Source organism: Gordonia liuliyuniae (assembly GCF_021738805.1).
GTDB classification, from domain to species: domain Bacteria; phylum Actinomycetota; class Actinomycetes; order Mycobacteriales; family Mycobacteriaceae; genus Gordonia; species Gordonia liuliyuniae.
In genome coordinates this window covers 147,809-172,332 of the sequence record NZ_JAKKOR010000005.1, presented here as the reverse complement: position 1 = coordinate 172,332, position 24,524 = coordinate 147,809, and the positions used below count along the sequence as shown (strand labels likewise).

25 protein-coding genes are annotated in these 24,524 nt (G+C 66.8%); 13 read left to right on the top strand and 12 right to left on the bottom strand.

The genetic code is table 11. The annotated features are described in order from the left end of the window. Position 1 precedes the first annotated feature (1 nt). Positions 2-235, top strand: a complete 234-nt coding sequence (locus L5G33_RS06400) for a DUF3039 domain-containing protein (RefSeq protein ID WP_236997326.1) — start codon at positions 2-4, stop codon at positions 233-235. Here the strand turns inward: L5G33_RS06400 and L5G33_RS06395 are convergent, their stop codons facing one another. Next, positions 236-1,228, bottom strand: a complete 993-nt coding sequence (locus L5G33_RS06395) for a YihY/virulence factor BrkB family protein (RefSeq protein WP_236997639.1) — start codon at positions 1,226-1,228, stop codon at positions 236-238. It lies immediately after the preceding gene. A 259-nt stretch (positions 1,229-1,487) separates the two neighbouring features. Between L5G33_RS06395 and L5G33_RS06390 the strand changes: the two genes are divergently transcribed. Further along, the gene (locus L5G33_RS06390; protein ID WP_236997325.1) at positions 1,488-3,230 is read left to right on the top strand and encodes a DEAD/DEAH box helicase; all 1,743 of its coding nucleotides are present in this window, start codon (positions 1,488-1,490) and stop codon (positions 3,228-3,230) included. Positions 3,231-3,333: 103 nt separating this feature from the next. On the opposite strand, the gene L5G33_RS06385 is transcribed toward L5G33_RS06390, so the two are convergent. From L5G33_RS06385 to ppgK, 3 genes are all read right to left on the bottom strand, one after another. Next, the gene (locus tag L5G33_RS06385; protein WP_236997324.1) at positions 3,334-3,531 is read right to left on the bottom strand and encodes a DUF7455 domain-containing protein; all 198 of its coding nucleotides are present in this window, start codon (positions 3,529-3,531) and stop codon (positions 3,334-3,336) included. A gap of 152 nt (positions 3,532-3,683) precedes the next feature. Beyond that, positions 3,684-5,051, bottom strand: coding sequence for an RNA polymerase sigma factor (locus L5G33_RS06380; RefSeq protein WP_236997323.1), 1,368 nt, complete (start codon positions 5,049-5,051; stop codon positions 3,684-3,686). Between the two features lie 136 nt (positions 5,052-5,187). After that, positions 5,188-6,015, bottom strand: coding sequence for a polyphosphate--glucose phosphotransferase (gene ppgK / locus L5G33_RS06375; protein ID WP_236997322.1), 828 nt, complete (start codon positions 6,013-6,015; stop codon positions 5,188-5,190). A gap of 169 nt (positions 6,016-6,184) precedes the next feature. On the opposite strand from ppgK, the gene L5G33_RS06370 reads away from it, so the two are divergent. Beyond that, on the top strand, positions 6,185-7,072 hold the full coding sequence (locus L5G33_RS06370) for an inositol monophosphatase family protein (protein WP_236997320.1): 888 nt from the start codon (positions 6,185-6,187) through the stop codon (positions 7,070-7,072). Positions 7,073-7,122: 50 nt separating this feature from the next. On the opposite strand, the gene cei is transcribed toward L5G33_RS06370, so the two are convergent. Then, positions 7,123-7,770: an envelope integrity protein Cei gene (gene cei, locus L5G33_RS06365; RefSeq protein WP_236997638.1), complete on the bottom strand. Its 648-nt coding sequence runs from the start codon at positions 7,768-7,770 to the stop codon at positions 7,123-7,125. A gap of 334 nt (positions 7,771-8,104) precedes the next feature. Between cei and L5G33_RS06360 the strand changes: the two genes are divergently transcribed. Beyond that, positions 8,105-8,404: a DUF4193 domain-containing protein gene (locus L5G33_RS06360; RefSeq protein ID WP_236997319.1), complete on the top strand. Its 300-nt coding sequence runs from the start codon at positions 8,105-8,107 to the stop codon at positions 8,402-8,404. A 93-nt stretch (positions 8,405-8,497) separates the two neighbouring features. On the opposite strand, the gene L5G33_RS06355 is transcribed toward L5G33_RS06360, so the two are convergent. After that, positions 8,498-8,992 carry a DUF3093 domain-containing protein gene (locus tag L5G33_RS06355; RefSeq protein ID WP_236997318.1) on the bottom strand — a complete coding sequence of 165 codons (495 nt, stop codon included), beginning with the start codon at positions 8,990-8,992 and terminating at the stop codon, positions 8,498-8,500. A gap of 48 nt (positions 8,993-9,040) precedes the next feature. Between L5G33_RS06355 and dut the strand changes: the two genes are divergently transcribed. Next, positions 9,041-9,547 carry a dUTP diphosphatase gene (gene dut, locus L5G33_RS06350; protein WP_236997637.1) on the top strand — a complete coding sequence of 169 codons (507 nt, stop codon included), beginning with the start codon at positions 9,041-9,043 and terminating at the stop codon, positions 9,545-9,547. A gap of 3 nt (positions 9,548-9,550) precedes the next feature. Continuing rightward, positions 9,551-10,438 carry a DUF3710 domain-containing protein gene (locus L5G33_RS06345; RefSeq protein WP_236997317.1) on the top strand — a complete coding sequence of 296 codons (888 nt, stop codon included), beginning with the start codon at positions 9,551-9,553 and terminating at the stop codon, positions 10,436-10,438. 63 nt (positions 10,439-10,501) lie between these two features. Here L5G33_RS06345 and L5G33_RS06340 read toward each other — a convergent pair whose 3' ends face one another. Beyond that, entirely contained in the window at positions 10,502-11,200 is a 699-nt protein-coding gene (locus tag L5G33_RS06340; RefSeq protein ID WP_236997316.1) for an alpha/beta fold hydrolase, read from the bottom strand. Between the two features lie 71 nt (positions 11,201-11,271). Here L5G33_RS06340 and L5G33_RS06335 point away from each other — a divergent pair, with 71 nt between their 5' ends. Further along, positions 11,272-11,664 carry an OB-fold nucleic acid binding domain-containing protein gene (locus tag L5G33_RS06335; RefSeq protein ID WP_236997315.1) on the top strand — a complete coding sequence of 131 codons (393 nt, stop codon included), beginning with the start codon at positions 11,272-11,274 and terminating at the stop codon, positions 11,662-11,664. A gap of 109 nt (positions 11,665-11,773) precedes the next feature. Here the strand turns inward: L5G33_RS06335 and L5G33_RS06330 are convergent, their stop codons facing one another. The 4 genes from L5G33_RS06330 to L5G33_RS06315 form a co-directional block, all read right to left on the bottom strand. Further along, a complete protein-coding gene (locus L5G33_RS06330; protein WP_236997636.1) occupies positions 11,774-12,211 on the bottom strand; it encodes a hypothetical protein in 438 nt (145 codons plus the stop codon). An 8-nt stretch (positions 12,212-12,219) separates the two neighbouring features. Then, a complete protein-coding gene (locus tag L5G33_RS06325) occupies positions 12,220-13,380 on the bottom strand; it encodes a globin domain-containing protein (RefSeq protein ID WP_236997314.1) in 1,161 nt (386 codons plus the stop codon). A 201-nt stretch (positions 13,381-13,581) separates the two neighbouring features. Beyond that, entirely contained in the window at positions 13,582-14,244 is a 663-nt protein-coding gene (locus L5G33_RS06320; protein WP_236997313.1) for a potassium channel family protein, read from the bottom strand. Between the two features lie 7 nt (positions 14,245-14,251). Then, a complete protein-coding gene (locus L5G33_RS06315; protein ID WP_236997312.1) occupies positions 14,252-14,911 on the bottom strand; it encodes a potassium channel family protein in 660 nt (219 codons plus the stop codon). Positions 14,912-15,066: 155 nt separating this feature from the next. Between L5G33_RS06315 and L5G33_RS06310 the strand changes: the two genes are divergently transcribed. Genes L5G33_RS06310 through dxs form a run of 3 tightly spaced genes read left to right on the top strand, consistent with a single transcriptional unit; the run spans position 15,067 to position 20,305 of the window. Then, a complete protein-coding gene (locus tag L5G33_RS06310) occupies positions 15,067-17,088 on the top strand; it encodes an APC family permease (protein ID WP_236997311.1) in 2,022 nt (673 codons plus the stop codon). 4 nt (positions 17,089-17,092) lie between these two features. Continuing rightward, a complete protein-coding gene (locus tag L5G33_RS06305) occupies positions 17,093-18,349 on the top strand; it encodes a class I SAM-dependent RNA methyltransferase (protein WP_236997310.1) in 1,257 nt (418 codons plus the stop codon). 57 nt (positions 18,350-18,406) lie between these two features. Beyond that, positions 18,407-20,305: a 1-deoxy-D-xylulose-5-phosphate synthase gene (gene dxs / locus L5G33_RS06300; RefSeq protein WP_236997309.1), complete on the top strand. Its 1,899-nt coding sequence runs from the start codon at positions 18,407-18,409 to the stop codon at positions 20,303-20,305. Here dxs and L5G33_RS06295 read toward each other — a convergent pair. Next, entirely contained in the window at positions 20,289-21,323 is a 1,035-nt protein-coding gene (locus L5G33_RS06295; protein ID WP_236997308.1) for an AraC family transcriptional regulator, read from the bottom strand. The genes dxs and L5G33_RS06295 overlap by 17 nt on opposite strands. A 153-nt stretch (positions 21,324-21,476) precedes the next feature. Here L5G33_RS06295 and L5G33_RS06290 point away from each other — a divergent pair, with 153 nt between their 5' ends. From L5G33_RS06290 to L5G33_RS06280, 3 genes are all read left to right on the top strand, one after another. Beyond that, positions 21,477-22,457, top strand: coding sequence for a quinone oxidoreductase family protein (locus L5G33_RS06290; RefSeq protein WP_236997307.1), 981 nt, complete (start codon positions 21,477-21,479; stop codon positions 22,455-22,457). Between the two features lie 23 nt (positions 22,458-22,480). After that, on the top strand, positions 22,481-23,377 hold the full coding sequence (locus tag L5G33_RS06285) for a TauD/TfdA dioxygenase family protein (RefSeq protein WP_236997306.1): 897 nt from the start codon (positions 22,481-22,483) through the stop codon (positions 23,375-23,377). Positions 23,378-23,459: 82 nt separating this feature from the next. Further along, positions 23,460-24,512 carry a beta-keto acid cleavage family enzyme gene (locus tag L5G33_RS06280; RefSeq protein ID WP_236997305.1) on the top strand — a complete coding sequence of 351 codons (1,053 nt, stop codon included), beginning with the start codon at positions 23,460-23,462 and terminating at the stop codon, positions 24,510-24,512. Positions 24,513-24,524 lie beyond the last annotated feature (12 nt).

Here is a 24,524-nt window from a genome sequence, read left to right as displayed (position 1 = left end):
CATGGCAACGCAGACGATCGAACGCCCCGACATTGATGAGCGGACTGAGCAAGACGACGACACACCCAAGGTCTTTCACTATGTGAAGAAGGACAAGATCGCCGAGAGCGCCGTGATGGGCAGCCACGTGGTCGCTCTCTGCGGCGAAGTCTTCCCGGTCACCAAGCAGGCCAAGCCCGGCTCACCGGTGTGCGAGAAGTGCAAGAAGATCTACGAGAAGATGAAGAAGAAGTAGTCACTCGCGCGGGCTGCGCCGGGTGATGGCGCGGTTCCGCAGAGTGTCCGTCAGCTCGGTGGTCTGCGTCGTCACCCAATGGCGCATCACCGGGCTGTCCTGGCGGCTCGGCCAGAACTCCTGACACGCCGAGTTGAACTCGGCGCCCATCACAATCGCGAAGCCGAGGAAGTACGTGAACAGCAGGAACGCGATCGGTGTCGCGAGCGCGCCGTAGGTGTACCCGGTCTTGGCCAGCGTCGTCAGATACCAGCGCAAGACGTAGCTCGCCAACCAGAATCCCACGCCCGCGAGCACGGCTCCGGGGATCAGTCGCCGTCGCGGCGGGGGATAGGGGAGCGCAAAACGATACAGGGCCGACAGTGCGCCGATCAGCAGCACGCCGACGAACGGGAAGTACGCCCAGTCGATGAGGTCGTTGACCGCAGGCCCCCAGGATTGGGGCAGCACGTTCTGCAGATAGGTCGGACCGAGTGCGACCAGTGGTAGCACGAGGATCGCCATGATCAGGAAGAACAAGTAGATGATCAGGGCGAAGATCCGCTGCCACACCGGGTTTCGCACCTGGTGCTGGTCGTGCGCGTGGACGATGGACGAGACGAAGCACGACATCGCCGACGAGCCTGCCCACAAAGACAGCACGAAGCTCACCGACATCACGGTGACCCGGCCGCGACTGAGCACGTTGTCGACCGTCGGCTCGATGAGATCGGTCACCACCTGGTCGCTGAACGTCCGCTCAGCGAACGACATGATGCGCTGGGAGATGACGTCGATCGTGTCCGGGCCGAACCAGCCCGCGATGTAGCCGATACTGCCGAGGACACCGAGGATCAGCGGAGGCAGCGACAGCGCTTGCCAGAACGCGGCCTGCGCCGCCCACCCGATGATCGAGTCCTCGTAGCACTTGACCGTCGTCCGCCACGCCAGTCGCGGCAGGCTCCGGAAGATCGGCCGGCGTGGTTCGCGGTCGTCCCCGCCCACCCCCGGGATCGGCGACGTCGACGCGGCAGAGCCTTCGACGGGTGGCTCGGCGGCGTCGTCGTTGTAGGGCGTGCCGTGTGTGCTGATGAGTCAAGCATGGCCGATGACGGGTGCGTGGTCGATCACCGACCCGCCGATGGCGTGGCGAAGTCGTCGGTGCCAGGCGCTAGAATCAAAGCCGCATCCGTCCCCGACGCGAGCCGTGAAATCCGGTTGTCGGTCACGCATGCCAGGGGGAGAATTCACCAGTCGATCTGTCAGGAGCAAGGTGACCAGTACCGATGTCGACACCGACCGCCGAATCGCATCGGGGGCGCCGCTGCGCGCGTGGCAGCGGCGGGCGCTCACCAAATATCTGACGGCGAATCCGACGGACTACCTAGCCGTCGCGACGCCGGGCGCAGGCAAGACCACGTTCGGCCTCCGCGTCGCAGCCGAACTGCTCGCCGACCGCTCCATCGAACGCATCACCGTCGTCGCGCCCACCGAGCATCTCAAGCACCAGTGGGCGGCGTCCGCCGCACGCAACGGCATCGCGCTCGACCCGAACTTCTCCAACTCCACGGGGTCGACCAGTTCGGACTTCGACGGCGTCGTCCTCACCTACGCGCAGGTCGCCGCCCACCCGTTCCGGCACCGCGTCCGCACCGAGCAGTACCGGACCCTGGTGATCCTTGACGAGATCCACCACGGCGGCGACGCCAAGTCGTGGGGAGACGGCATCCGCGAGGCCTTCGGCGACGCCACCCGACGTCTCGCGCTCACCGGAACCCCCTTCCGGTCGGACGATTCGCCGATCCCGTTCGTCACCTACGAACCCGAACCGGGGGGCGGGCAGCGGTCACGTGCCGACAGCTCCTACGGCTACTCGGAGGCGCTCCGTGACGGCGTCGTTCGCCCCGTGGTGTTCCTGGCGTACTCCGGCGAGGCGAGTTGGCGTACCAGTGCGGGCGAGGAGTTCACCGCGCGCCTGGGAGAGCCGCTGTCGGCCGAGCAGACGGCACGAGCGTGGCGTACCGCACTCGACCCGCACGGTGACTGGATCTACGCGGTGTTCACCGCCGCGCACCGGCGGCTGATCCGACTTCGTGAGTCCGGTGTGCCCGACGCGGGCGGGCTCGTGATCGCGACCGATCAGCAGAATGCCCGCGACTACGCCGACCTGCTGCACTCGATCACCGGAACCAAGCCGACCGTCGTGCTGTCCGACGACCCGAAGTCGTCGGCGCGGATCGAAGAGTTCTCGAACTCCACCGACGAGTGGATGGTCGCCGTCCGCATGGTGTCCGAAGGTGTCGACGTGCCCCGGCTGTCGGTCGGCGTCTACGCGACCAACGCGTCGACGCCGCTGTACTTCGCGCAGGCGATCGGCCGCTTCGTGCGGTCGCGTCGCCCCGGCGAGACGGCGAGCGTCTTCCTGCCGTCGGTCCCGGTGCTCTTGCAGCTCGCGAGCGAACTCGAAGCGGAACGTGACCACGTGCTCGGCAAGCCGCACCGAGAGTCCGACGGACTCGACGACGCGCTGGTCACCGACGCGAACAAGCGTAAAGACGAGCCGGGCGAAGAGGAGAAGTCGTTCCAATCACTGCACGCCGACGCCGAACTCGACCAGGTTATCTACGACGGGTCGTCGTTCGGCACGACGACGCTCGTCGGTTCCGACGAGGAGTCGGACTACCTCGGTCTGCCAGGACTCCTCGACGCAGACCAGGTGCGCACGCTGCTCCAGCAGCGTCAGGCGCAGCAGGTCACCAACCGCAGTACGTCGCGGGTCCGGGAAGCCGATCAGGCCAGCGCGGCGCCGAATGCCGCCGAACGCGGCACCGGCGAGAATCTGATGGCGTTGCGTAAAGAACTCAACACGCTCGTGGCCCTGCACAATCAGCGCACCGGCAAACCTCACTCGGCAGTCCACAGCGAGTTGCGGACGCGTCTCGGCGGGCCGCCGACCGCGATGGCGACGGCCGACCAGCTCAAGGAACGGATCAGTGCCTTGCGAACCTGGAGGTAGCGGGTCCCTGGGAACAGCAGAGCACAGAAAGGGAGGCGAGCCGATGATCGGCTCGCCTCCCTTTTCTGATGTCGTCTGCGTGTGTCGTCCGCGCGGGGCGGCGTCAGTCTGAAATCGACACCACTGCGCCTAGCTCGACGAGGCGCGCCTCGTGGTCGTTGTAGTGGTGACGGCAGAAGAGGAGCTCTCCGCCCGTCGGGAGCTCGGCACGCACCTTGGCCGCGGCGCTGCAACGATCACAGCGATCGGCGGCAGTCAGACCGGTGGAGACGACAGTGTCGGGCGTTGCGATGTCAGGCATGGCTTCCTCCGTCCCTTCAGATGACAGATCCTTGTCGATCCATCATGGCTACACCTTGTCAGACGTACGGGGCAGAGCATTTGTTCCCGAGAATCCCGGGTGTGTCGTACCGCACGTCTGACTTGAGCGTCGATTGTCCAGCGTTGGGCGCGCTAGTCCAGGTAGTCGCGCAAGACTTGCGAACGGCTGGGGTGGCGCAACTTACTCATGGTCTTCGACTCGATCTGACGGATGCGTTCCCGGGTGACCCCGTACACCTGCCCGATCTCGTCGAGGGTGCGCGGCTGTCCGTCGGTGAGTCCGAATCGGAGGCGAACGACGCCCGCCTCGCGTTCGGACAACGTGTCCAGGACGTCCTGCAGCTGATCCTGCAGCAGGGTGAAGCTGACCGCGTCGACCGCGACCACGGCCTCGGAGTCCTCGATGAAGTCACCGAGCTGGCTGTCGCCCTCGTCGCCGATCGTCTGGTCGAGAGAGATCGGCTCACGCGCGTACTGCTGGATCTCCAGCACCTTCTCGGGCGTGATGTCCATCTCCTTGGCGAGCTCTTCCGGGGTGGGCTCGCGGCCCAGATCCTGAAGGAGTTCTCGCTGGATGCGGCCGAGCTTGTTGATGACCTCCACCATGTGCACCGGGATGCGGATGGTGCGAGCCTGGTCGGCCATCGCGCGGGTGATCGCCTGACGGATCCACCAGGTGGCATACGTGGAGAACTTGTAGCCCTTGGTGTAATCGAACTTCTCGACGGCGCGGATCAGTCCGAGGTTGCCCTCCTGGATGAGATCCAGGAACGCCATGCCGCGCCCGGTGTAGCGCTTGGCGAGCGAGACCACCAGGCGGAGGTTCGCTTCGAGGAGATGGTTCTTGGCGCGGTTGCCGTCACGCGCGATCCACGAGAGGTCGCGACGCTGGGCGACGGTCAGCTTCTCGCCCGACTCCATGATGCGGCGCATGCGCTCGGTGGAGAACAGACCCGCTTCGATGCGCTTGGCGAGTTCGACCTCCTCCTCGGCGTTGAGGAGGGCGACCTTGCCGATCTGCTTGAGGTAGGCGCGGACCGAGTCGGCCGACGCGGTGAGCTCGGCGTCCTTGCGGGCCTGGCGGAGAGCTTCGGACTCTTCCTCGTCCCAGACGAAGTCGCCGGACTTGGGTTCCTCGTCGGCCTTGGCTTTTCCTTTCGCCTTGGCCTTGGCCTTCACGGGCTTCGCGTCGTCGACTACCAGGTCTTCGTCGGCCAGATCGATATCGGCGTCGTCGACCTCGTCGAGACCTGCCGGATCATCGTCGACGACGACGTTGTCGTCGGCGGGCGACGTGGCCTTCTTGCCTGCGGTCTTCTTGGCTGCCGCCTTCTTCGCGGGAGCCTTCTTGGCTGCCGCCTTCTTGGCGGGAGCCTTCTTTGCCGCGGCCTTCTTGGCGGGGGCCCGCTTGGCCGGAGCCTTCTTGGCGGGGGTCTTCGTAGCTGGGGCGGACTCGCCTACGGCTTCGACGGACGCGTCGGGTGACTGTGTGGTTGCCACGTACAACCTTTCGACTGTTCTCACGGGCGGCACGGCTGTTCGCGTCCAGAAACCGGACGTGACGCCGTGGGCGAAGGGGCTAGAGGCTTCGGTGCGGGACCGATGTGTTCCATTGTAACTCTCGTCGCCGCGAAGCTCACATGCGCAGACCCTCGTCAACGGCCATCGCAGCGCCTACTATGCCCGCGGTGTTGCGCAGGTTCGCGGCCACCACCGGCGTGTCGATGGTCAACATCGGGATCCACACGTCGGCCTTTCGGCTGATTCCGCCGCCGACGATGAACAGCTTCGGCGAGAAGATCCGTTCGTAGTGCGCGAGGACCCGCGACACCTTTCCTGACCACTTGCGATATGACCACCCGTGGTCTTTGCGGACCTTCGCCGACGCCCGTGCCTCGGCGATCTTCCCGCCGACTTCGAGGTGCCCGAACTCGGTGTTCGGGACGAGTTCTCCATTGTGGAAGAGCGCGGAACCGATGCCGGTGCCGAATGTCAGAAGTATCACCGTGCCGGTGTCGAGTCCGGGCTCGTCGCCGAACCGAACTTCGGCGAGTCCTGCCGCGTCGGCGTCGTTGAGGGCTGCGACGGTACGCCCGCCGAGGTGCCTGCCGAACAGTTCGTGGACGTCCGCGCCGTCCCACGACGCGTCGATGTTGGCCGCCGATCGGACGACGCCGTCGCGCACCACGCCGGGCACGGTGAGTCCGACGGGGCCCGTCCATCCAGAGCTGTCGGTGATGTCGCGGCACGTCCGCGCTACCGCGTCCGGCGTCGCGGGCTGCGGCGTGTCCACCCGGTGTCGGTCGCCGACGAATGAGCCGGTGCGCAGATCGACGATCGCACCCTTCACTCCCGAACCGCCGATGTCGATGCCGAACCCCAGATGTGGAGCGGGCGATGGAGTGCTGTCGGCGCCGAGGTAACTTACGCGCCCGAGCGCTGCGCCTTCCGGTGCGTCGGTCATCGGTGGACTCGCTTTCGTGTGAGCGGGAGCCGGGAGCGAACCGACGCACCGGCGTGTCCCGGCGATACCTGACGGTTCGCCCAGAGCAGTTCGGCGGCAGACGGTTCGCAGAACAGTCTGTCTGATCGCCCACACTAAGGCACTGACGGCCCGCCGTAGACTCCACTGTGTGACCAGTTCCTCCGACCATGCCGCAGAACTCGCCGCCGTCGCCCGCTCCGTGGCCGAGACGGCCGCCCACCACGTCCGCACCCGACGGGCAGAGCTGTTCCCTCCCACCGGGACACGCACGGGCGAGACGGCGGTGAGCGCCAAGTCGACCCCGACCGATCCGGTGACCCTCGCGGACACCGAGACCGAGACGCTCATCCGTGAGCTCCTGCGGACCCAGCGCCCAGACGAGACGATTCTCGGGGAGGAGGAGGGCGGAAGCGTCGACGTACCGGACGGAGTCCGCTGGGTGGTCGATCCGATCGACGGCACCGTCAACTTCATGTACGGCGTGCCTGCGTACGCGGTGTCGGTCGCCGCGCAGGTCGACGGGCGCTCGGTGGCGGGCGCGGTGGTCGACGTCGCGCGGCAGGTGACGTACTGGGCATGGAGCGGTGGCGGTGCGTACGCGTGCGCAGGCACCGCGCAGGAGCCGATCGGCGAACCGGTCCGGTTGCGTGCCAACCCAATCGACGATGTCGCATTCGCTCTCGTCGCTACCGGGTTCGCCTACAACGCGGAGCGGCGAGCTCAGCAGGGTGCGCTCATGGCACAGCTGTTGCCGCGGGTGCGGGACCTTCGTCGGATCGGTGCAGGCGCCCTCGACCTCTGCATGGTGGCGTCCGGTGCGGTCGACGCCCACATCGAGCACGGGCTGAGCCCGTGGGACTGGGCGGCGGGCGGTCTGGTCGCGGCCGAGGCCGGCGCGCGCGTCGTGCTGCCGCCGGCCGACTCACGCTCGAGCGACGGGGACGCCACGATCGCGGCGGCTCCGGGGATCGCCGACGCCTTCTTCGCCGTCCTCGACGAGATCGGCGCGACAGGCCCCCTGCCCGGCGAGCAATGATGCCCGGGGACTCATGGTGTGTGGGGACTCATGGTGTCCGGGGCGGCCGGTCAGCAGGTCTGGTTGTGGACCGCGTCGAGCAGGGACGAGTCGACCGGTGACTGTTTCAGGGTGGGAGCGGCGACTCGGAGCGCCTCGATAGCAGCCTGCGCGTCCTGGGTCGGTTGCGTCGACGTGTAGTACTCGCCGAGCGCGATGTCGACGTCGGTGCCCTTACGTCCGTCGTTGACCAGCTGGGCGCACGGCGCGGCCAACCAGACCGCGGCGGCTGCGGCCTGGCCGTCCTGCCCGAAACGGATCTGTGCGACGCAGTGCAGATCGCGATTGGTGTACACGGTGTCGTCGGCGTACGGAGGATCGGCGGCGCGGTAACCCAACGACGTCAGGTCATCGCTCACCGACTGCGCCGAACCGCGGTCGGCCGCAGCGTTGAGGACCCGCACGCCGAAGGTCGACAACGGAGCGGGGCCGATGCTCAACATGTCGGAACTGCTGACCGGGGCGAGTTTCGCCGAATCGGCGATGTTGCAGTCGGTCGGGTATGACTCGTCGTCGTCATTTGAGACGACGAACACCCATCCCGCGACGGCGACGATCGCGAGGATCGTGACGACGATCAATCCGGGCCGCAAGTTGCGACGGAGAAACGGTCGCCCCTTCGCGTCGGTCGTGTAACCGGTGGCGATTCTCGAGACCACGTCGCTGAGCACCTTCTTCCGTGAGGGGCGGGTCGGCACCACTCTAATCGTGCGACACGCATGCGGTGGCGGTGGCGCGCCGGGACGCGGCTCCGGCGTGTATCTTCGAGTCGATCTGTCGGTCGTTCAGACTAATGAGGCGAGGGTGTTGACATCACATGCCGAGTCACCTAAAGTACGGGCGCCCAAGGTCATAACAAATGGGACTTGAGATGGTGTGGCGGGCCATAAGCGCGTCGCCCCAGCGAGATTGGCCTACCGGGAATAAACCAGGTCAGTTCAGCGATGAACGACCGGACACCAGCAATACGACAAAGACTCAGGCAGGCAGATAATGGCAACTGACTACGACGCGCCGCGACGGACCAACGACGACGATCTCGCCGAGGATTCGCTCGAAGAATTGAAGGCGCGCCGGAACGAGGCGCAGTCGGGCGATGTCGATGTCGACGAAGGCGACACCGCGGAGTCGTTCGAACTGCCCGGTGCGGACCTCTCGGGCGAAGAGCTCTCGGTGCGCGTCGTCCCCAAACAGGACGACGAGTTCACGTGCACGAGCTGCTTCCTCGTGTACCACCGCAACCGTCTGGCAGAACAGCACGGCAACGAATTGATCTGTGTCGACTGCGCATAAGGGTCGACTGGGCATAAGAGTCGACTGGGCATAGAAGGTCGACTGGGTTATAGAAGGTCGATTGGGCGCACCGCGATGAACGCCGTACGGGACTCAGTCCTGTGCGGCGTCCGTCATTTTCAGGGCCGCGAGGATCCGGTCGGGATGGCGTGTGGAGATGAGCCAGTACGGCGTCGGGTCGTCCGGGTCCTCAAGGACCAGCAGGACCATGGACTTGATCCAGGACCGATGCATCAAGTACGCGGCCGGGTCGAGCTGGCGGCCCATCGCCGCGCTCTTGGCGGACGGCGCGATGGCAGTGCCGCGGGCGATCACCTCGCGAGGAAGCATCGCCTTGTGCGCCTGCAGGGAACCGTCGGCGTCCACCACCACCTGGGTGCGGCCCATGGACCACAGGCCCCACCCGAACAGCACGACGAGGATCGGATACACCGCCCACGTCCATGCCTGGTAGTAGCCGGCCATCTGAACTTCGACGCCGATCACCACCGCCAGCACGGCTCCGGCGATCCACCACCACCAGGGGGTAGTGAGTCGCTCGGTGTATCTATTTCCGCGTGCGGAGCCGGTCGTGGCAGATTCGGTCACGCAGCCCAGGTTAGTCGGACGGTCGGCTAGTACTGTGCGGGGGTGACCATGCAGACCCCAGGGCAGACCCCAGGAATGAACCCGCCAGAGGCGTACCCGCCGCTGCGCATCAAACGACTCGACTCAGGTCTTCCGCTCCCGGTCCGAGCCCACGCAGACGACGCGGGCATCGACCTGTACGCGGCGACTGACCTCGAGTTGGCGCCCGGTCGACGTCAACTCGTCGGCACCGGCGTGGCGATTGCGCTGCCGGTCGGCACCGTGGGGCTGATCCACCCGCGTTCGGGCCTCGCCGCCCGCGCGGGGCTGTCGATCGTGAACACTCCTGGAACCATCGACGCGGGGTATCGCGGCGAGATCAAAGTCTGTCTGATCAATCACGACCTCGACACGCCGATCACCATCGCGCGCGGCGATCGGATTGCTCAACTGCTCGTCCAGCGTGTCGAGTTGCCTGCGGTCGTCGAAGTCGATGAACTCGATGACACCGTGCGCGGCGCAGGCGGATACGGATCCAGCGGCGGCCACGCGATCCTTTCAGACGGGAAGGCGTGAGATATGAGTGACAAGAAGCAGATCGGTGAGGCTGACGGCCCGTACGACATCGACGACCTGGCGAACGCGCCGGATGAGCTGGCGAACTCACACCTGGACCTCGGGTCGGTGCTGATGCCGGTCGTCGAAGGCGGCCAGGTGACCGTCGAGATGTCGGCCGACCACGATCCGGAGGCTGTCTACCTCGTGACGCCCGTCGGTCGGATCGGGATCCACGCGTTCGCGGCTCCGCGTAGCGGCGGCCTCTGGCGCGAAGTGGTCCGTGAACTCGCCGAATCGCTGCGGTCCGACGGCGCGACGACGTCCATCGAGGACGGCCACTGGGGCCGAGAGATCGTCGCCCGGGTGCCCGGCGGGATGCATCGGTTCATCGGCGTCGACGGCCCGCGCTGGATGGTCCGTTGCATGGCCAGCGGCCCGGAGGAGGCCGGGGAACAACTCGGTCAGTTGGCGCGCGCAGTCCTCGCCGAGACGGTCGTCCGACGAGGCGACCAGCCGTACCCGCCGCGTGAGGTGTTGCCGATCGTGCTGCCGCCGGTTCTCTCCGAGCAGGTCGCTGCCGCGCAGCGTCAACGGGCGACGGAAGAGGAGGCCGCGGCACCGACGTCCCAACTGTTGACCGACGCACCGTCGGCGTCGGCCGGGGGCTCGGGCACCGAGAGCGCCCAGGACGTGCATCCCGGTGGCGCGGTGGCACAGAGTGCGAGCGCGACGGTCTTCAGCGAAGCACCAGACGTTCTCGACGAGGCACTCGACCCGGACGCGGCAGGACCGGAGCCGATCGTCGACGAGCCGATCGTCGACGAGCCGGTCGTCGACGAGCAGGAGCCCCCGCAGGCCCCGTCGCAAGGGTCCGCGCTGTCCCGGCTGCGGCGCAGGCGCGGCCGCTGAGTGTTCCGCCGCTGAGGTGTTCCGCCGCTGAAACCAGTGGCGGACGCTCAGAGCGGGGCCGCTCTAGCGCCGTCCGGCCGAGGCGAGCGCCGCCCAGCAGGCGTCGCCGAGGAGCCGTTCGTCCGGGCCGAACTCGGTGAGCGGTGTGTCGGTGACAGCCGATCGTGGCGCCGCATCGGCCCACGAGCGGCCGACGACGGCCGGATGCAACGGATCGTCGGGGGCGACCGCTACGCCGAGTGGCACCGGAAGGCGCGCGATGTCGTCGAGTGTGGGCGCGACGTAGGTCGCGGCCGCCCGCAACTGTGTGACGAGCCCCCGCGGGTACAGGGCCCGCCACGACCGAGCGAGTTCGGTTCCAAGCCACGCCGGGCTCGACGCGGCCATCGCCGCTACTGTCGCGTCGAGCCCGTCCCGGTCGATACTGTCGGCGGTGACCTGAGCCGATTGCGCGGCCACCGATCCGTCGGGACGCCCGGTCCACGGCGGGAGGGCGGCGAGGACGCCGTCGCACCGCGCCGACCGAGCCGGATCGCACGCCCACGCCAGGGCTATCGCGGCACCGATCGATACGCCGCCGACGATCACCCGATCGCCACGGTCGGCGATGGCATCGATCCTGGTCAGGTAGCTGCCGACGAGGTTTGGTTCGGGCTCCAGGCATTCCAGCGACGCGCCTGCGTCGCGCACGGAGGACCCGAACACCCGGGCGGCGAAGTCGGCGTCTGAGCCGGTGCCCGGCATCACGATCACGGTGGTCATACGACCATGGTGCACGGAGAGTAGGGTGAGGCTCGAAAGCGAGTCACTACAGCGATGCCCGGAGGATGGGGATGGCGAACACAGGTCTGCTCAAGCGGTTGGGCAAGATGCTCACCGAGGATCTCGAGAACGTCGAGGACGAGCGAGTACAGCGTGAGTCCGAAGCGGCGAACGTCGAGCGGGCGACGGGCGCGCAACGCGCGAGCGACTGCAGCCGAGGCGACGAAGCCGTGATGATCGGCGAGCTCCGATCGGTCGAGACGTGCTCACGCAACACCCACTCGGGTGTGCGCGCCGAGTTCTTCGACGGGACCGACACGGTCCTGCTCAAGTGGATGGGTCGCAACCGAATCCCCGGTATCGAACCGGGCCGTCGTCTGACGGTGCGTGGTCGAGTCGCCCACGCCGACGGCATGAAGGTCGTCTACAACCCCGAATACGAGCTGCACGCCGTCGACGAGTGACGCCGTTGACCTGGCTGGCCCTGCAGATTGTTAACCCTGCCGACCGACACCCCGCCTGCCACCCGAGCACGCTCGGGTGGCAGGCGGTGGTGGCTGAATCAGGCGCGGGTCAGGCGAGGATGAGGCTGGTTCCCAGCGTGATCAGTGACGCGACCTTGATCAGGTCGAACGCCACGTACCAGAGATGAGCGTGGCTCCGGTGCACGGGCACATCGTCCGGAGCGGCGAGTACCGCGTCGGTGCGACGCGACAGAACCGGCCGGATTGCGACGATCTGCACCACCAGGGCGGCCGCCGCCACGCCGACCGCGACGAGCGCCGTCGTCGGCCAACAGCTGCCGACGACCAGCGCCACGACGATCGCGACGGCCCACACGGCTTCGACGGTGTTCAACGCGCGGAACACGAGCCTGCCGATGCCTAGGCCGAGCGGGATAGTGATGCCGGGGGCCTGGAACTTCAGCGGGGCCTCGATGAACGAGATCGCCGCGACCATGCCGAGCCAGATGAATGTGAGCGCGAGTGCGAGGGCGTGGCTCGCGGCCAGGCTTGCTGTCACCGGGTACCTCCGAAGGCTTCGAACTGGATGCGCTCGGCCGACAGCGACCGGTCCACCAGAGCGTCACGGACCGACGACATGAATCCGGTGGGCCCACAGACGAGCGCGGTCGAGGACGGGTCGACCGGGACGTCGGCGAGATCGATCAGGCCAATGCGCGTGGTGGGCTCGGCGCTGACGCCGTGCTCATACCACTGGTACAGGGTAGCCCCCGGCAGTTGCGCCACCAGCCTGCCGAGCTCGCCGCGGTGCGGCTGACGGGCGCGGGAACGGTCAGCGTGCATCACCTGGACCGGCCGAGTGTCTCCGGTCGCGACGAGGTGGTGGAGCAAGCCGATCATCGGGGTGCACCCGATGCCCGCGGACGCCAACAGCAGTGGGCCGCCGTCGTCGGGGAGCGTCAGATCACCGAACGGCGTGCTGACCGACAGGTCGTCTCCTTCGAACGCGTGCTCGTGCAGCCAGGTCGAGACCTCGCCGTCGAGTTTCACGCTGAAGCGCCACGTCGGGTCGCCGACACGACCGGTGAGGCTGTACTGGCGGATCTGGTTGGCGCCGTCCTCGAGTGGCACCTGCACCGAGACGTACTGGCCGGGGACGAAGTCGGGGAGCGGATCCCCGTCGACCGAGGCGAGGGTGAACGAGACGGCGTCCGGCGACACCTGGTCGCGTTCGACGATCCGCACCGTCCGCCACACCTGTCCGGCGGTGACACCCGCCTGCGCGTACAGCTCGTTCTCGCGGCCGATGAGGACATTCGCCATCTCCCAGTAGAGCTCGTCCCATGCGGCCGCGACCTCCGGCGTCACCGCATCGCCGAGCACCTCGACGATAGCCGCGAACAGATGCTTGTGGACGATCGGGTACTGGTCGGCGATGATGCCGAGAGACGCGTGCTTATGTGAGATCCGTTCGATGATCCCGCGTTGCGCCGCCGCATCGTAATCGAGCTGAAGGGTGGCGAACGCGGCGATCGACCCGGCGAGCACCGTCGACTGCGATCCGGATTTCTGGTTGGTTCGGTTGAACAGATCAGACAGCAGTTCGGGATGTTCGGCGAACATCCGCGGGTAGAAGTTCGCGGTGATCTCTTCGATGTGTGCGGCGACGACGGGCAGGGTCGCCTCGATCATGGTGCGTGCGTCGGTCGAGATCATGTCGGAGTGCTCCTCACAGGTGCTGAACGGTGTCAGGCGGCGCGCGAACGCCACCTGTCACCGATCTGACCACTCTCCGACAGCATCTACTACGCATCGTGGTAGACGTCTCGTCTCGCGGAACGAGGTCGGGACGTAGGACGGCGCAGGCAGGGACGAAAGTCCCGTGTCCCGGTGGGTCGAGCCGCCCCGGGGCGCGACCTACACGGGGACCTTCATGGCGGAGTGCAGTTCCCGCTCGGCTTCCTCCGGTGCGATGAACACGAGTTCGTCGCCGCCCTCGAGGGGATCGTCGGGTTCGGGGACGATGACGCGTTTGCCGCGGATGATCGCGACCAACGCCACATCGCGCGGCAACTGCAGTCTGCGTACGGCCTTACCCGCCAGCGGTGTGTCATCGGGGAGCGTGAGCTCGACGAGGTTCGCCTGTCCCTGACGGAACGTCATGAGGCGCACCAGATCTCCAACGGAGACGGCCTCCTCGACGAGTGAGGCGAGCATTCGGGGAGTCGAGACGGCGACGTCGACGCCCCAGTCGTCGTTGAACAGCCATTCGTTGCGTGGATCGTTCACTCGGGCGACGACACGGTTGACCGCGAACTCGGTTGTTGCGAGGAGGCTGACGACCAGATTGGCCTTGTCGTCGCCGGTGGCGGCGACCATCACGTCGAACGTCTGCAGTTCGGCGCGTTCGAGGTCGTCGAGCTCGCAGGCGTCCGCGTGCAGCCAGGTGGCCCCACTGACGGCCTCGACGTCGATGTGGGTCCGGTCCCGCTCGATCAGCGTCACATCGTGCTCGTTCTGCAACAGTTCGCGAGCGATGGCGCGTCCGACGGCTCCCGCTCCGGCGATGGCGACTTTCACGGCTGGCTCACTCCTGGAATTCGGCGGCTGCGACGGCTCGCGCGTGGTCGACGTTCGCGGACAGGGCGGCGACGTACAGTTCGTCGTCCTGCTGTATCACGGTGCGCTGCTCCGGGAGGATCGGCCTGCCGAGTCGGTGGATGAACGCGATCCGGGCGCCGGTGTGCTCCTGGAATCGCTGCGCGTCGACACCGATCCACGACTCGTGGACCTCGGTGACCGCCATCACCAGCGAGCCCGACGGATCGTGCCAGACCGGCGTGGTGAACGTCTCGCCGAGAGCGGCCACGAAACGCTCGGTGGCCCACGGCACGGTCGCGACCGTCGGGATGCCCAGACGTTCGAACACGGCCGCGCGCTTCGCGTCGTAGATTCGAGCGACGACACGTTCGACGCCGAACGTCTCGCGCGCGACGCGCGCGGAGATGATGTTCGAGTTGTCACCCGAGGAAACCGCCGCGAACGAGTCGCACGAGTCGATGCCGGCCTCAGTCAGGACGTCCTGGTCGAATCCGACGCCCGTGACGGTCCGCCCGGTGAACCGTTCACCCAGACGCCGGAAGGCATCGGGATTCCGGTCGATGACGACGACGTCGTGCCCCCGGTCGGACATGGCCAAGGCCAGGGACGATCCGACTCGGCCGCAGCCCATGATGATCACTCGCACGCTGGGAGACGATACTTCCCGGCGGGCTTAAACGCACCCTCCTCGGCGTGCGGCGCAGCCGGTTCGGCCGGTTGGGAGAAGGGCGTCCCCGATAAGTGCCACAGAAAGCGTCTGGGAAATGGCCCACCTTTCAGGAAATGACCTAGTGTTGCTCCGTGTCCACGATGACGAAGGTGTCGGTGGCAGCGAAGCGACTGCTGCTCGGCCGACCGTTCCGCAGCGATCGCCTCGGCCATACGTTGCTGCCCAAGCGGATCGCGCTGCCGGTGTTCGCGTCAGACGCGGTGTCGTCGGTCGCGTATGCGCCGCAGGAGATCTTCCTGGTGCTGTCGGTGGCCGGGATCAGCGCGTTCACGTTCGCGCCGTGGGTGGCGCTGGCGGTGGCGGTCGTCATGGTGGTGGTCGTCGCCAGCTATCGGCAGAACGTTCACGCGTATCCGTCTGGCGGTGGCGACTACGAGGTCGCGACGGTCAATCTGGGGCCTAACGCCGGGCTGACTGTCGCCGCGGCGCTGCTCGTCGACTACGTGCTCACGGTCGCGGTGTCGATCACCTCGGCGGCGGAGAACATCGGTTCGGCCCTCCCATTCGTCCACGAGCACAAGGTGTGGTTCTGTGTGGCGGCGATCGCGGTGATCGCTGCCGTCAATCTGCGTGGAGTCAAGGAGTCGGGCTCGATCCTGGCGATCCCGACCTACGGGTTCATCATCGGCGTTGCCGCCATGCTCATCTGGGGCTTCGTCCAGATCTTCGTGCTCGGCGACACGGTCGAGGCGGAGACCAGCGGCTTCGGCATCATCGCCGAGAACAACGGTCTCGTCGGATTCGCCATGGTGTTCCTGATCGCTCGCTCGTTCTCGTCCGGTTGCGCAGCGCTCACCGGCGTCGAAGCAATCAGCAACGGTGTCCCGGCGTTCCGTAAACCGAAGTCGCGCAACGCCGCGTCGACTCTCCTGATGCTCGGCGGGTTCTCGATCTTCTTGCTGCTCGGCATCGTGATGCTGGCGCAGGAGGTCGGGGCCAAGTACGTGCTCGACCCGGCGAAGGACCTGTCGGGGGTTCCGGACGGTTACCACCAGAAGTCGATCATCGCGCAGATCGCCGAAGCGGTATTCCACGGATTCCCGCCGGGCTTCTACGCGATCGCCGTCGTCACCGCGCTCATCTTGATATTGGCCGCGAACACCGCGTTCAACGGTTTCCCGGTGCTCAGTTCGGTCCTCGCGCAGGACCGCTACCTGCCGCGCCAGCTGCACACACGCGGCGACCGTCTCGCGTTCTCCAACGGCATCGTCTTCCTCGCGCTGGTCGCCGTCGGATTCGTCGTCGCGTTCGGCGCCGAAGTGACTTCGCTGATCCAGCTGTACATCGTCGGCGTGTTCGTGTCGTTCACGATCAGCCAGACAGGCATGGTGCGGCACTGGACGCGGCATCTCAAGACCGAGAGCGATCCGGACGCGCGCAGGCGGATGATCCGGGCACGGATCATCAACGCGATCGGAATGCTGATGACCGGCACCGTCCTGGTGATCGTTCTCGTCACGAAGTTCACCGCGGGAGCCTGGATGGCGGTGCTCGCGATGATGGTGCTCTTCGTGCTGATGAAGCTCATCCACCGGCACTACTCGTCCGTCGAGCGGGAGATCGAGTACGCCGACGACGGCGACGGCGACGATGCGGTCCTGCCGAGTCGAACGCATTCGATCGTCTTGGTCTCGTCGCTGCACCTGCCGACGCGTCGTGCACTGCGCTACGCCCGCGCCACCCGGCCCGACGTCTTGGAGGCCGTCACGGTCAACGTCGACGATCGCAACACACGCAAGCTCGTCGCCGAATGGGAGGCCAGCGACATCACCATGCCGTTGAAGGTGGTCGCGTCGCCGTACCGGGAGATCACCCGGCCGATCATCACGTATGTGCGCCGGTTGCGACGGGAATCGCCGCGCGACGTCGTCACCGTATTCATCCCGGAGTACGTTGTCGGTCACTGGTGGGAGCAGATCCTGCACAACCAGTCGGCGCTGCGACTCAAGACGCGGCTGCTGTTCGAACCCGGCGTCATGGTCACGTCCGTGCCGTGGCAGTTGACGTCCTCGGAGAGCCGAGGCAGGCGGATGCAAAGCCAGTACGTGGCGCCCGGCGACGTGCGACGCGGTTTCACTTCGGAGGATCAGTAGTCCTATGGCCGATCTCGATCTCGACGTCACCGGATACGCGAACGGCGGGGCTGGCGTCGCCCGGCACGACGGACGCGTCGTCTTCGTCACTGGTGCGTTGCCCGGCGAACGGGTACGCGCCCGCATCGTCGACGACAGAAAGGCGTCGTTCGCGCGGGCTGCGGTCGTCGAGGTCCTCGACGCCAGTGAGCACCGGGTGGACGAGCAGTGCCGTGCGGCCGCCGCAGGCGCTGGCTGCTGCGACCTGTCGTTCGTCGACGCCGACTACGCGCGCGAACTCGGAGCCGTCGCATTAAGCGACGTGCTGACACGCATCGGCAGATTCTCCTCGGACGGTCTGGAAGCGCCGACGGTCGCCGCGCTCGGCGATGAGGTCACCGGGTGGCGGGTGCGGACGCGCCTCGCAGTCGCGGCCGACGGGACGGTCGGCCTGCGCGGGCGCAAGTCCGCCGAACTGGTGACGGTGCCGTGCGCGGCACCCGTGGCGGGGCTGCTCGATGGCATCGCCGAGTTGGGCGGCGCGGCGGGGACCGAACTGGTGCTGGCGGTCGGCAGCGACGGTCGGCGCCACATCGCCGAACTCTCGGCGCCCACGCACGCAGGCGGTCGAGGCAAGGATCGGCGAGGACGCGCCCAGCGCGCCCGATCGGCGCGCAGCGCGCCGCGGACGGTCCGCACCGTCGAAGGCCGTCCGCACGTCGAGTACACGGTGGGGAAGCGGACCTGGTCGATTCCGGTGACCGGCTTCTGGCAGGCGCACCGCAACGCGCCCGACGTCTACTCGGCGACGGCCGTCGACTTGCTCGAGACGGTCGGCGTCACCGGCGACGTGCACCTCTGGGATCTGTACGGCGGCGCGGGCGTGTTCACCGCGGCGCTGTGCGACGCCGACGGCGGATTCACGGTGACGGGCAGCGACATCGTGGACACCGATCCGGGCGCGCTCGCGGCAGCCGACCGCGTCCTCGCCGGCGAGCCGGCCGTCACCCACCGCGGACAGGTTGCGGCGACGATCGCCGACCTCACCGACCCCGACGTCGTCGTATCCGATCCGCCGCGGTCGGGCGCCGGAGCCGACGTCGTCGACGCCATCGTCGCGGCATCGCCGTCGGCCGTGGTGCACGTCGGATGCGATGCTGCGGCGTTCGCCCGCGACCTCGGCAGATTCGCGGCGCAGGGCTATCGAGTGCGTGCGTGGCAGGGATTCGCCGCGTTCCCGATGACCCATCATGTCGAGGGCATGGCGGTGCTGACTCAGTAGTGTGGCGTCGAATCCGTAGACTGGTCCAGATCACCGTTTCTTGAGGAGGGACCGCACATGGGAGTGCTGGATCGAGTGGATTCACCGGCTGATGTGCGGGCGTGCTCGCCAGCGGAACTCGAGCAGCTGGCGTCCGAGATCCGCGGCTTCCTGATCGAGAAGGTCGCGGCGACCGGAGGTCACCTCGGACCGAACCTCGGCGTCGTCGAGTTGACGCTCGCGATCCACCGCGTGTTCGAGTCCCCGATCGACCCGATCCTGTTCGACACCGGGCACCAGTGCTATGTGCACAAGATCGTCACCGGACGCAAGGGCGGGTTCGACACGCTGCGTCAGCGTGGCGGCCTCACCGGCTACCAGGACCGCACCGAGAGTCCGCACGACTGGATCGAGTCGTCGCACGCGTCTGCGGCATTGTCGAACGCCGACGGAATGGCGAAGGCGTTCGAGCTGGCGGCGAAGACGCCAGGGCATCTGTCGGCCGTCGAACGCGAGCGGACCGTCGTCGCAGTCGTCGGCGACGGTGCGCTGACCGGCGGCATGTGTTGGGAGGCGCTCAACAATATCGCCGACGGCGACCGTCCCGTCGTGATCGTCGTCAACGACAACGGGCGGTCGTATGCGCCGACCATCGGCGGGCTCGCGAAGAACCTGTCCGCGCTCCGACTCCAACCCGGCTACGAACGGGTCCTCGCCGCGGGTCGACGCAAGCTCCGCGGGCTCCCCGTCGTCGGCGACGCCGCGTACGCCGTCCTGCACGGCATGAAGAGCGGTGTGAAGGATTTGGTGTCGCCGCAGGCGATGTTCGCCGACCTCGGACTCAAGTACGTCGGCCCCGTCGACGGGCACGATCTGGAGGCGCTGGAAGCGGCGCTGCGTCGCGCGAAGGCGTTCGGCGGCCCGGTGATCGTGCACGCGGTGACCCGCAAGGGCATGGGGTACGCGCCCGCCGAAGCCGACGAGGCCGAGCAGATGCATTCGACTAGCAAGATGGATCCGGCCACTGGCAAAGCCACGTCGGTCGCCGTGAAGGACTGGACGTCGGTGTTCTCCGACGCTCTCGTCGAGGAAGGGGAGCGACGCCCGGAAGTCGTGGCGATCACCGCCGCGATGCCCGGGCCCACCGGACTCGTTCCGTTCGGCGAACGGTTTCCGGACCGCATGTTCGACGTCGGGATCGCCGAGCAGCACGGCATGACGTCGGCGGCCGGTCTCGCGCTGGGCGGCATGCACCCGGTCCTCGCGATCTATGCGACGTTCCTCAACCGCGCGTTTGACCAGTTGCTGATGGACGTCGCGCTGTTGAAGCTGCCGGTGACCCTGGTCCTCGACCGGTCCGGCGTCACCGGCCCGGACGGTCCGAGCCACCACGGGATGTGGGATCTGTCGCTGATGTCGTTGGTGCCGGGCATGCGGGTGGCAGCCCCGCGCGACGAGATCCGCGTGCGTGAAGAGCTCGCCGAGGCCCTCGACGTCGCCGACGGCCCGACCGCGGTCCGATACTCCAAAGGCGGAGTGCCCGACGACATTCCGGCGCTACGTCGGACGTCGGACGGCGTCGACGTCCTCGCGGACGGCGGCGACAACGGGGCCGACGTCCTGATCGTCGGTGTCGGCGCGTTCGCGCAGTTGGCCCTCGATGTCGCGGAGAACCTGGCGTCGCACTCGGTGACAGCGACCGTCGTCGACCCGCGGTGGGTGCTTCCGGTGCCCGGATCGATCTCGGTCCTCGCGCGCGACCATCGACTGGTGGTGACGCTCGAGGACGGCGGCGTGCAAGGCGGTGTCGGCGGAGCCGTCGCCCGAGCGCTGGCCGACGCAGGCGTGTCGACGCCGGTCCGTCAGCGGGGCGTCCCACAGGAGTTCATCGCGCACTCGACGCGCGATCAGATCCTCAACGACGTCGGGCTGACCGCGACCGATCTCGCCGAGTCGATCGTCAAAGATCTGACGTGAGGCGCGCGGCGGGCGCATGAGGCCCGCCGGCTGTTCGCCATTGCCGCGGAGTGCAGCCGTATCGACCACGGAACCAGCGTGAGAAGTTCGACGGGCTGGAGAAGCCGAGAGTGGCCGCGATCTCTGCGAACGAGTACAGGCGACTCGCCACCAGGTGTCCCGCGAGCCCGGCACGCGTGTCGTCGACGACGGCGGTGAACGTTGTCCCTTCGGCGGCGAGCCGTCGGTGGACGGTCCGGCGGTCCACTCCCAGGCTGCGGGCGACCTGCTCGACCGAGCATCTGCCCGTCGGCAGCAGCATTTCGATCAGTTGTCGAGTCCGCACCGCGACGGCGGGCCGGGTGTCGGCGCCCTCCCCGCTGAGCATTCGCCTCGTGTAGTGGAGAAGTTGCGGATCCGACTCCCGGATCCGACGGTCGAGATCTGCCTCGTACATTGTGATCCCGTTGAACGCCCTGTCGTACCGAGCGAGGCCGCCGAACAAGCGGAGCGATGTGCCCGAGTTCACCGGTGGCGAGTGCACGAACGACACCGCGAGCGGCCGCCATGTGGGCGGGGACAACTCTCGCATGAGCGTGTACAGGACCCCGACCGCCAGATCGATGGATTGGCGGTCGGCGCCGGGCCTGCCCAGGTCGAGATCCACTCGGACCGTGGCCACCCCGTCCGCGACGCGAAGGCTGGTATGAAGCGCCTCGTTGTACATGCGCTCGTGGCGGATGAGGAGCGTCAGGGCGCTTCGGATGTCCGGCTCCTCGCGGAGTACCAGGCTGAGCGGCCCCAGATGGGAGAGTCTCCGCAGTTCGGCGAGCCGAGTACCGAGGTCGTCGCATCGTGCTTGCGCGGCGGTGCGCTCCAGAAGGTCGGCGACGGCCGATGCTGGAATCCAACGGTCCTGGAGCGCGACGCCGCCCGGATCGAGCCCAACCGACCGTAGGAGCCTTACCGGTTCTAGATCGAGCGACCTCGCCAACTCGACGAAGTTGGCCAGCGACGCGTATCGAGCGAGTGGCTTCACACCGAGTCTCCTTGAGTGGTTCACGACACTATGTGTCCCGATCAGAATAGAAACTTGTCCCGAGGAGAACAGTTTAGCGCTGGGCTCGGCCATAGTGTCGTTCGCATCACACCACGCTGACCGTAATGGCCGCACGAGAGGACGACGATCTGAATGACGCAAGCAATCCGTTTCCACGAGGTTGGAGGGCCTGACGTTCTGCGACTCGAGAATGTCGTGACGGGCGAGCCCGGCCCGGGCGAAGTCCGTGTCCGGCATTACGCCGTCGGCCTCAACTTCGCCGACATCTACTACCGGACCGGCCTCTACCCGGTGCCGCTGCCGAACGGGATGGGGGTCGAAGCCTCGGGCGTCGTCGAAGCGGTCGGCGACGATGTCGCAGACTTTTCTCCCGGTGACCGCGTCACCTATACGTACACCGGTTCTCCGCTCGGCGCATATAGCACAGACTTCGTGCTGCCTGCCCGACATCTGATCCCGCTGCCTGACGAGATCTCCTTCGAGACGGCTGCCGCATGCACCATGCGCGGACTGACTGCCGCGTACCTCATGCGTCGTATTCATCACTACCGCGACGGCGACACGATTCTGCTGCACGCTGCAGCCGGCGGAGTGGGACTGATCGTCGCACAGTGGGCCAAGCTCCTCGGTCTCACCGTCATCGGCACGGTCTCGACGGCAGAGAAGGGCGAGATCGCCCGCGCGCACGGGGTAGACCACATCGTCTACTACCGAGACGAAGACACCGCCGCGCGAGTGCGTGAGATCACCGACGGCGCAGGCGTCCAGGTCGCTCTCGACAGCATCGGCGAAGCGACCTACGAGACGTCCTTGGCCTGCCTCGCGCGGCGCGGCCTCCTCGTCTGCTTCGGCGCCTCGTCAGGTCCGATCCCAGCGATCGACCCGATGCAGTTGGCACTCAAGGGATCGCTGTTCGTCACTCGTCCCGGCCTCGCCGACTACATCGCCGATCCGGGCGAACGTGCGGAACTGGCGAGCGAGCTCTTCGATCACATCGCAGCGGGCCGCATCCACATCCGGATCAACCAGACCTATCCGCTCGCCGACGTGGCCCGAGCCCACTCCGAACTCGAGTCCGGCATGCTGACCGGCTCCTCGATTCTCACCGTTTGACCAGGCAGAAAGGACCAGGGCACATGACCCTCACACGCGCGTCCATCCCCGAGGAGCGCCATCCCTCCCAGATCCGGGCGGAACGTCTCACCGCCAACCTCGGTGCCGAGCTGTTTGACGTCGACCTGGCTGCAGTCGCGCACGACGACGTGCTGTTCGCCGAGCTCCGATCGCTGTTGACTGAGCATAAGGTCCTGTTCGCCCGGGACCAATCCATCAGTCGACGCGACCACGTCGCCCTGGCGCGCCGGTTCGGTGACCTCGAACCGCACCCGATTCTCGCATCCGATCCCGAGCACCCGGGCCTGGTGCGGATCTACAAGGATCTCGACAGCCCGCCGGAACACTATGAGAACGCATTCCATTGCGACGCGACCTGGCGGGCGTGCCCGCCGTTCGGGTCCGTGCTCCGATGTGTCGACGGTCCGTCCGTCGGCGGTGACACCATCTGGGTCGACATGGTCGCCGCCTATGCGGCGCTGCCACCAGAGGTCAAGGCCCGCATCGACGGGCTCCGCGCCCGCCATTCGATCGAGGCCAGCTTCGGTGCTGCGATGCCGGACGAACAACGTGCGGAGCTGCACAGGGCATTCCCCGACGCCGAGCATCCGGTGGTCCGCATTCACCCCGACACCGGACAGAGAATCCTGTTCGTCAACTCGTTCGCGACCCATCTGACGAACTATCACACGCCGGAGAACATTCGCTTCGGGTACGACTACGCGCCGGGTGCGGCCGAGTTGCTGCAGTACCTGATCCGGCAGGCGTCGGTCCCGGAGTTCCAGGTCCGCTGGCGGTGGACGCCGGACAGCTTCGCGATCTGGGACAACCGATGCACACAGCACTACGCCGTCCAGGACTACTGGCCAGCGGTCCGCCGAATGGAACGCGCCGGAATCGTCGGTGACCGCCCCTTCTGACCACTCCGAAACCTGCACGACCCGATATCAACCAGCCCCAGCACTGCAGCAACTGCAGCAGCTCACATATGAGGAGAACACCATGCACTTCCACGACGACGCCCTGTTCCCCGAGGTCCAGGAGAAGCAGGTCATCACCGTCGCCCCGTACGGGCCGGAATGGGAGGTCGACGATTTCGCCGAAGACCTGCCCCTGACGATGGACCAGCACGTTCAACAGGCCGTCGACTGCTACGAGGCGGGTGCGACGGTGCTGCACATTCACGTCCGTGAAGAGAACGGCAAGGGAAGCAAGCGTCTGTCGAAGTTCAACGAACTGCTGACCGGTCTGCGCGAGGCCGTGCCGGACATGATCTTGCAAGTCGGCGGGTCCATCTCGTTCGCGCCGGAAGGCGAGGGCGCCGACGCCAAATGGCTATCGGACGACACGCGGCACATGCTTGCTGAACTCGACCCGAAGCCGGACCAGGTGACCATCGCGATCAACACCAGCCAGATGAACATCATGGAGTTGATGACGGACGACGACATCGCGGGCACGTCGATGCAGCGCCCGGAGCTGTACGACACGTATCGGGAGATGACGGTGCCCGCGGGCCCGGAGTGGGTGGAGGAGCATCTGCGTCGCCTCACCGCGAACGGCATTCAGCCGCACTTCCAGCTGTCGTCGATTCCTCAGTTGGAGACTGTCGAGAGGCTCATTCGACGCGGAAAGTACATGGGCCCGCTGAACCTGACCTGGGTCGGGATCGGGGGCGGCTTCGACGGCCCGAATCCGTACAACATCGCGAACTTCATGCAACGCGTCCCGGACGGAGCCATGTTGACCTTGGAGACCCTGATGCGTTCGGTGCTTCCCGTCAGCACCTTGGCCATCGCCATGGGACTGCACACGCGCTGCGGAAACGAAGACACCATCTGGCGGCGAAAGGGCGAGAAGATCACCTCTGTCGATCAGGTCCGGCAACTCGTCCGCATCAGCGAGGAACTGGGTCGTGAGGTCGCGAACGGCAAAGAGGCGCGCGACATCTACCGCATCGGCGAGCAGTACGATTCGGTCGAGGACACTCTCGCCAAGCTCGGCTACGCGCCGAACCGCCAGCCGGGTCAGCTCGGATTCACCCAGCACGCATAGGAATCCGAGAAC

What these genes read in the sequence shown, in the direction of transcription:
- L5G33_RS06400 (WP_236997326.1), top strand. Translation starts at nt 2, where the DNA reads ATGGCAACGCAGACGATCGAACGCCCCGACATTGATGAGCGGACTGAG.
- L5G33_RS06385 (WP_236997324.1), bottom strand. Translation starts at nt 3,531, where the DNA reads ATGCCTGACATCGCAACGCCCGACACTGTCGTCTCCACCGGTCTGACT.
- ppgK (WP_236997322.1), bottom strand. Translation starts at nt 6,015, where the DNA reads ATGACCGACGCACCGGAAGGCGCAGCGCTCGGGCGCGTAAGTTACCTC.
- L5G33_RS06360 (WP_236997319.1), top strand. Translation starts at nt 8,105, where the DNA reads ATGGCAACTGACTACGACGCGCCGCGACGGACCAACGACGACGATCTC.
- dut (WP_236997637.1), top strand. Translation starts at nt 9,041, where the DNA reads ATGCAGACCCCAGGGCAGACCCCAGGAATGAACCCGCCAGAGGCGTAC.
- L5G33_RS06345 (WP_236997317.1), top strand. Translation starts at nt 9,551, where the DNA reads ATGAGTGACAAGAAGCAGATCGGTGAGGCTGACGGCCCGTACGACATC.
- L5G33_RS06340 (WP_236997316.1), bottom strand. Translation starts at nt 11,200, where the DNA reads ATGACCACCGTGATCGTGATGCCGGGCACCGGCTCAGACGCCGACTTC.
- L5G33_RS06335 (WP_236997315.1), top strand. Translation starts at nt 11,272, where the DNA reads ATGGCGAACACAGGTCTGCTCAAGCGGTTGGGCAAGATGCTCACCGAG.
- L5G33_RS06325 (WP_236997314.1), bottom strand. Translation starts at nt 13,380, where the DNA reads ATGATCTCGACCGACGCACGCACCATGATCGAGGCGACCCTGCCCGTC.
- L5G33_RS06305 (WP_236997310.1), top strand. Translation starts at nt 17,093, where the DNA reads ATGGCCGATCTCGATCTCGACGTCACCGGATACGCGAACGGCGGGGCT.
- dxs (WP_236997309.1), top strand. Translation starts at nt 18,407, where the DNA reads ATGGGAGTGCTGGATCGAGTGGATTCACCGGCTGATGTGCGGGCGTGC.
- L5G33_RS06290 (WP_236997307.1), top strand. Translation starts at nt 21,477, where the DNA reads ATGACGCAAGCAATCCGTTTCCACGAGGTTGGAGGGCCTGACGTTCTG.
- L5G33_RS06285 (WP_236997306.1), top strand. Translation starts at nt 22,481, where the DNA reads ATGACCCTCACACGCGCGTCCATCCCCGAGGAGCGCCATCCCTCCCAG.
- L5G33_RS06280 (WP_236997305.1), top strand. Translation starts at nt 23,460, where the DNA reads ATGCACTTCCACGACGACGCCCTGTTCCCCGAGGTCCAGGAGAAGCAG.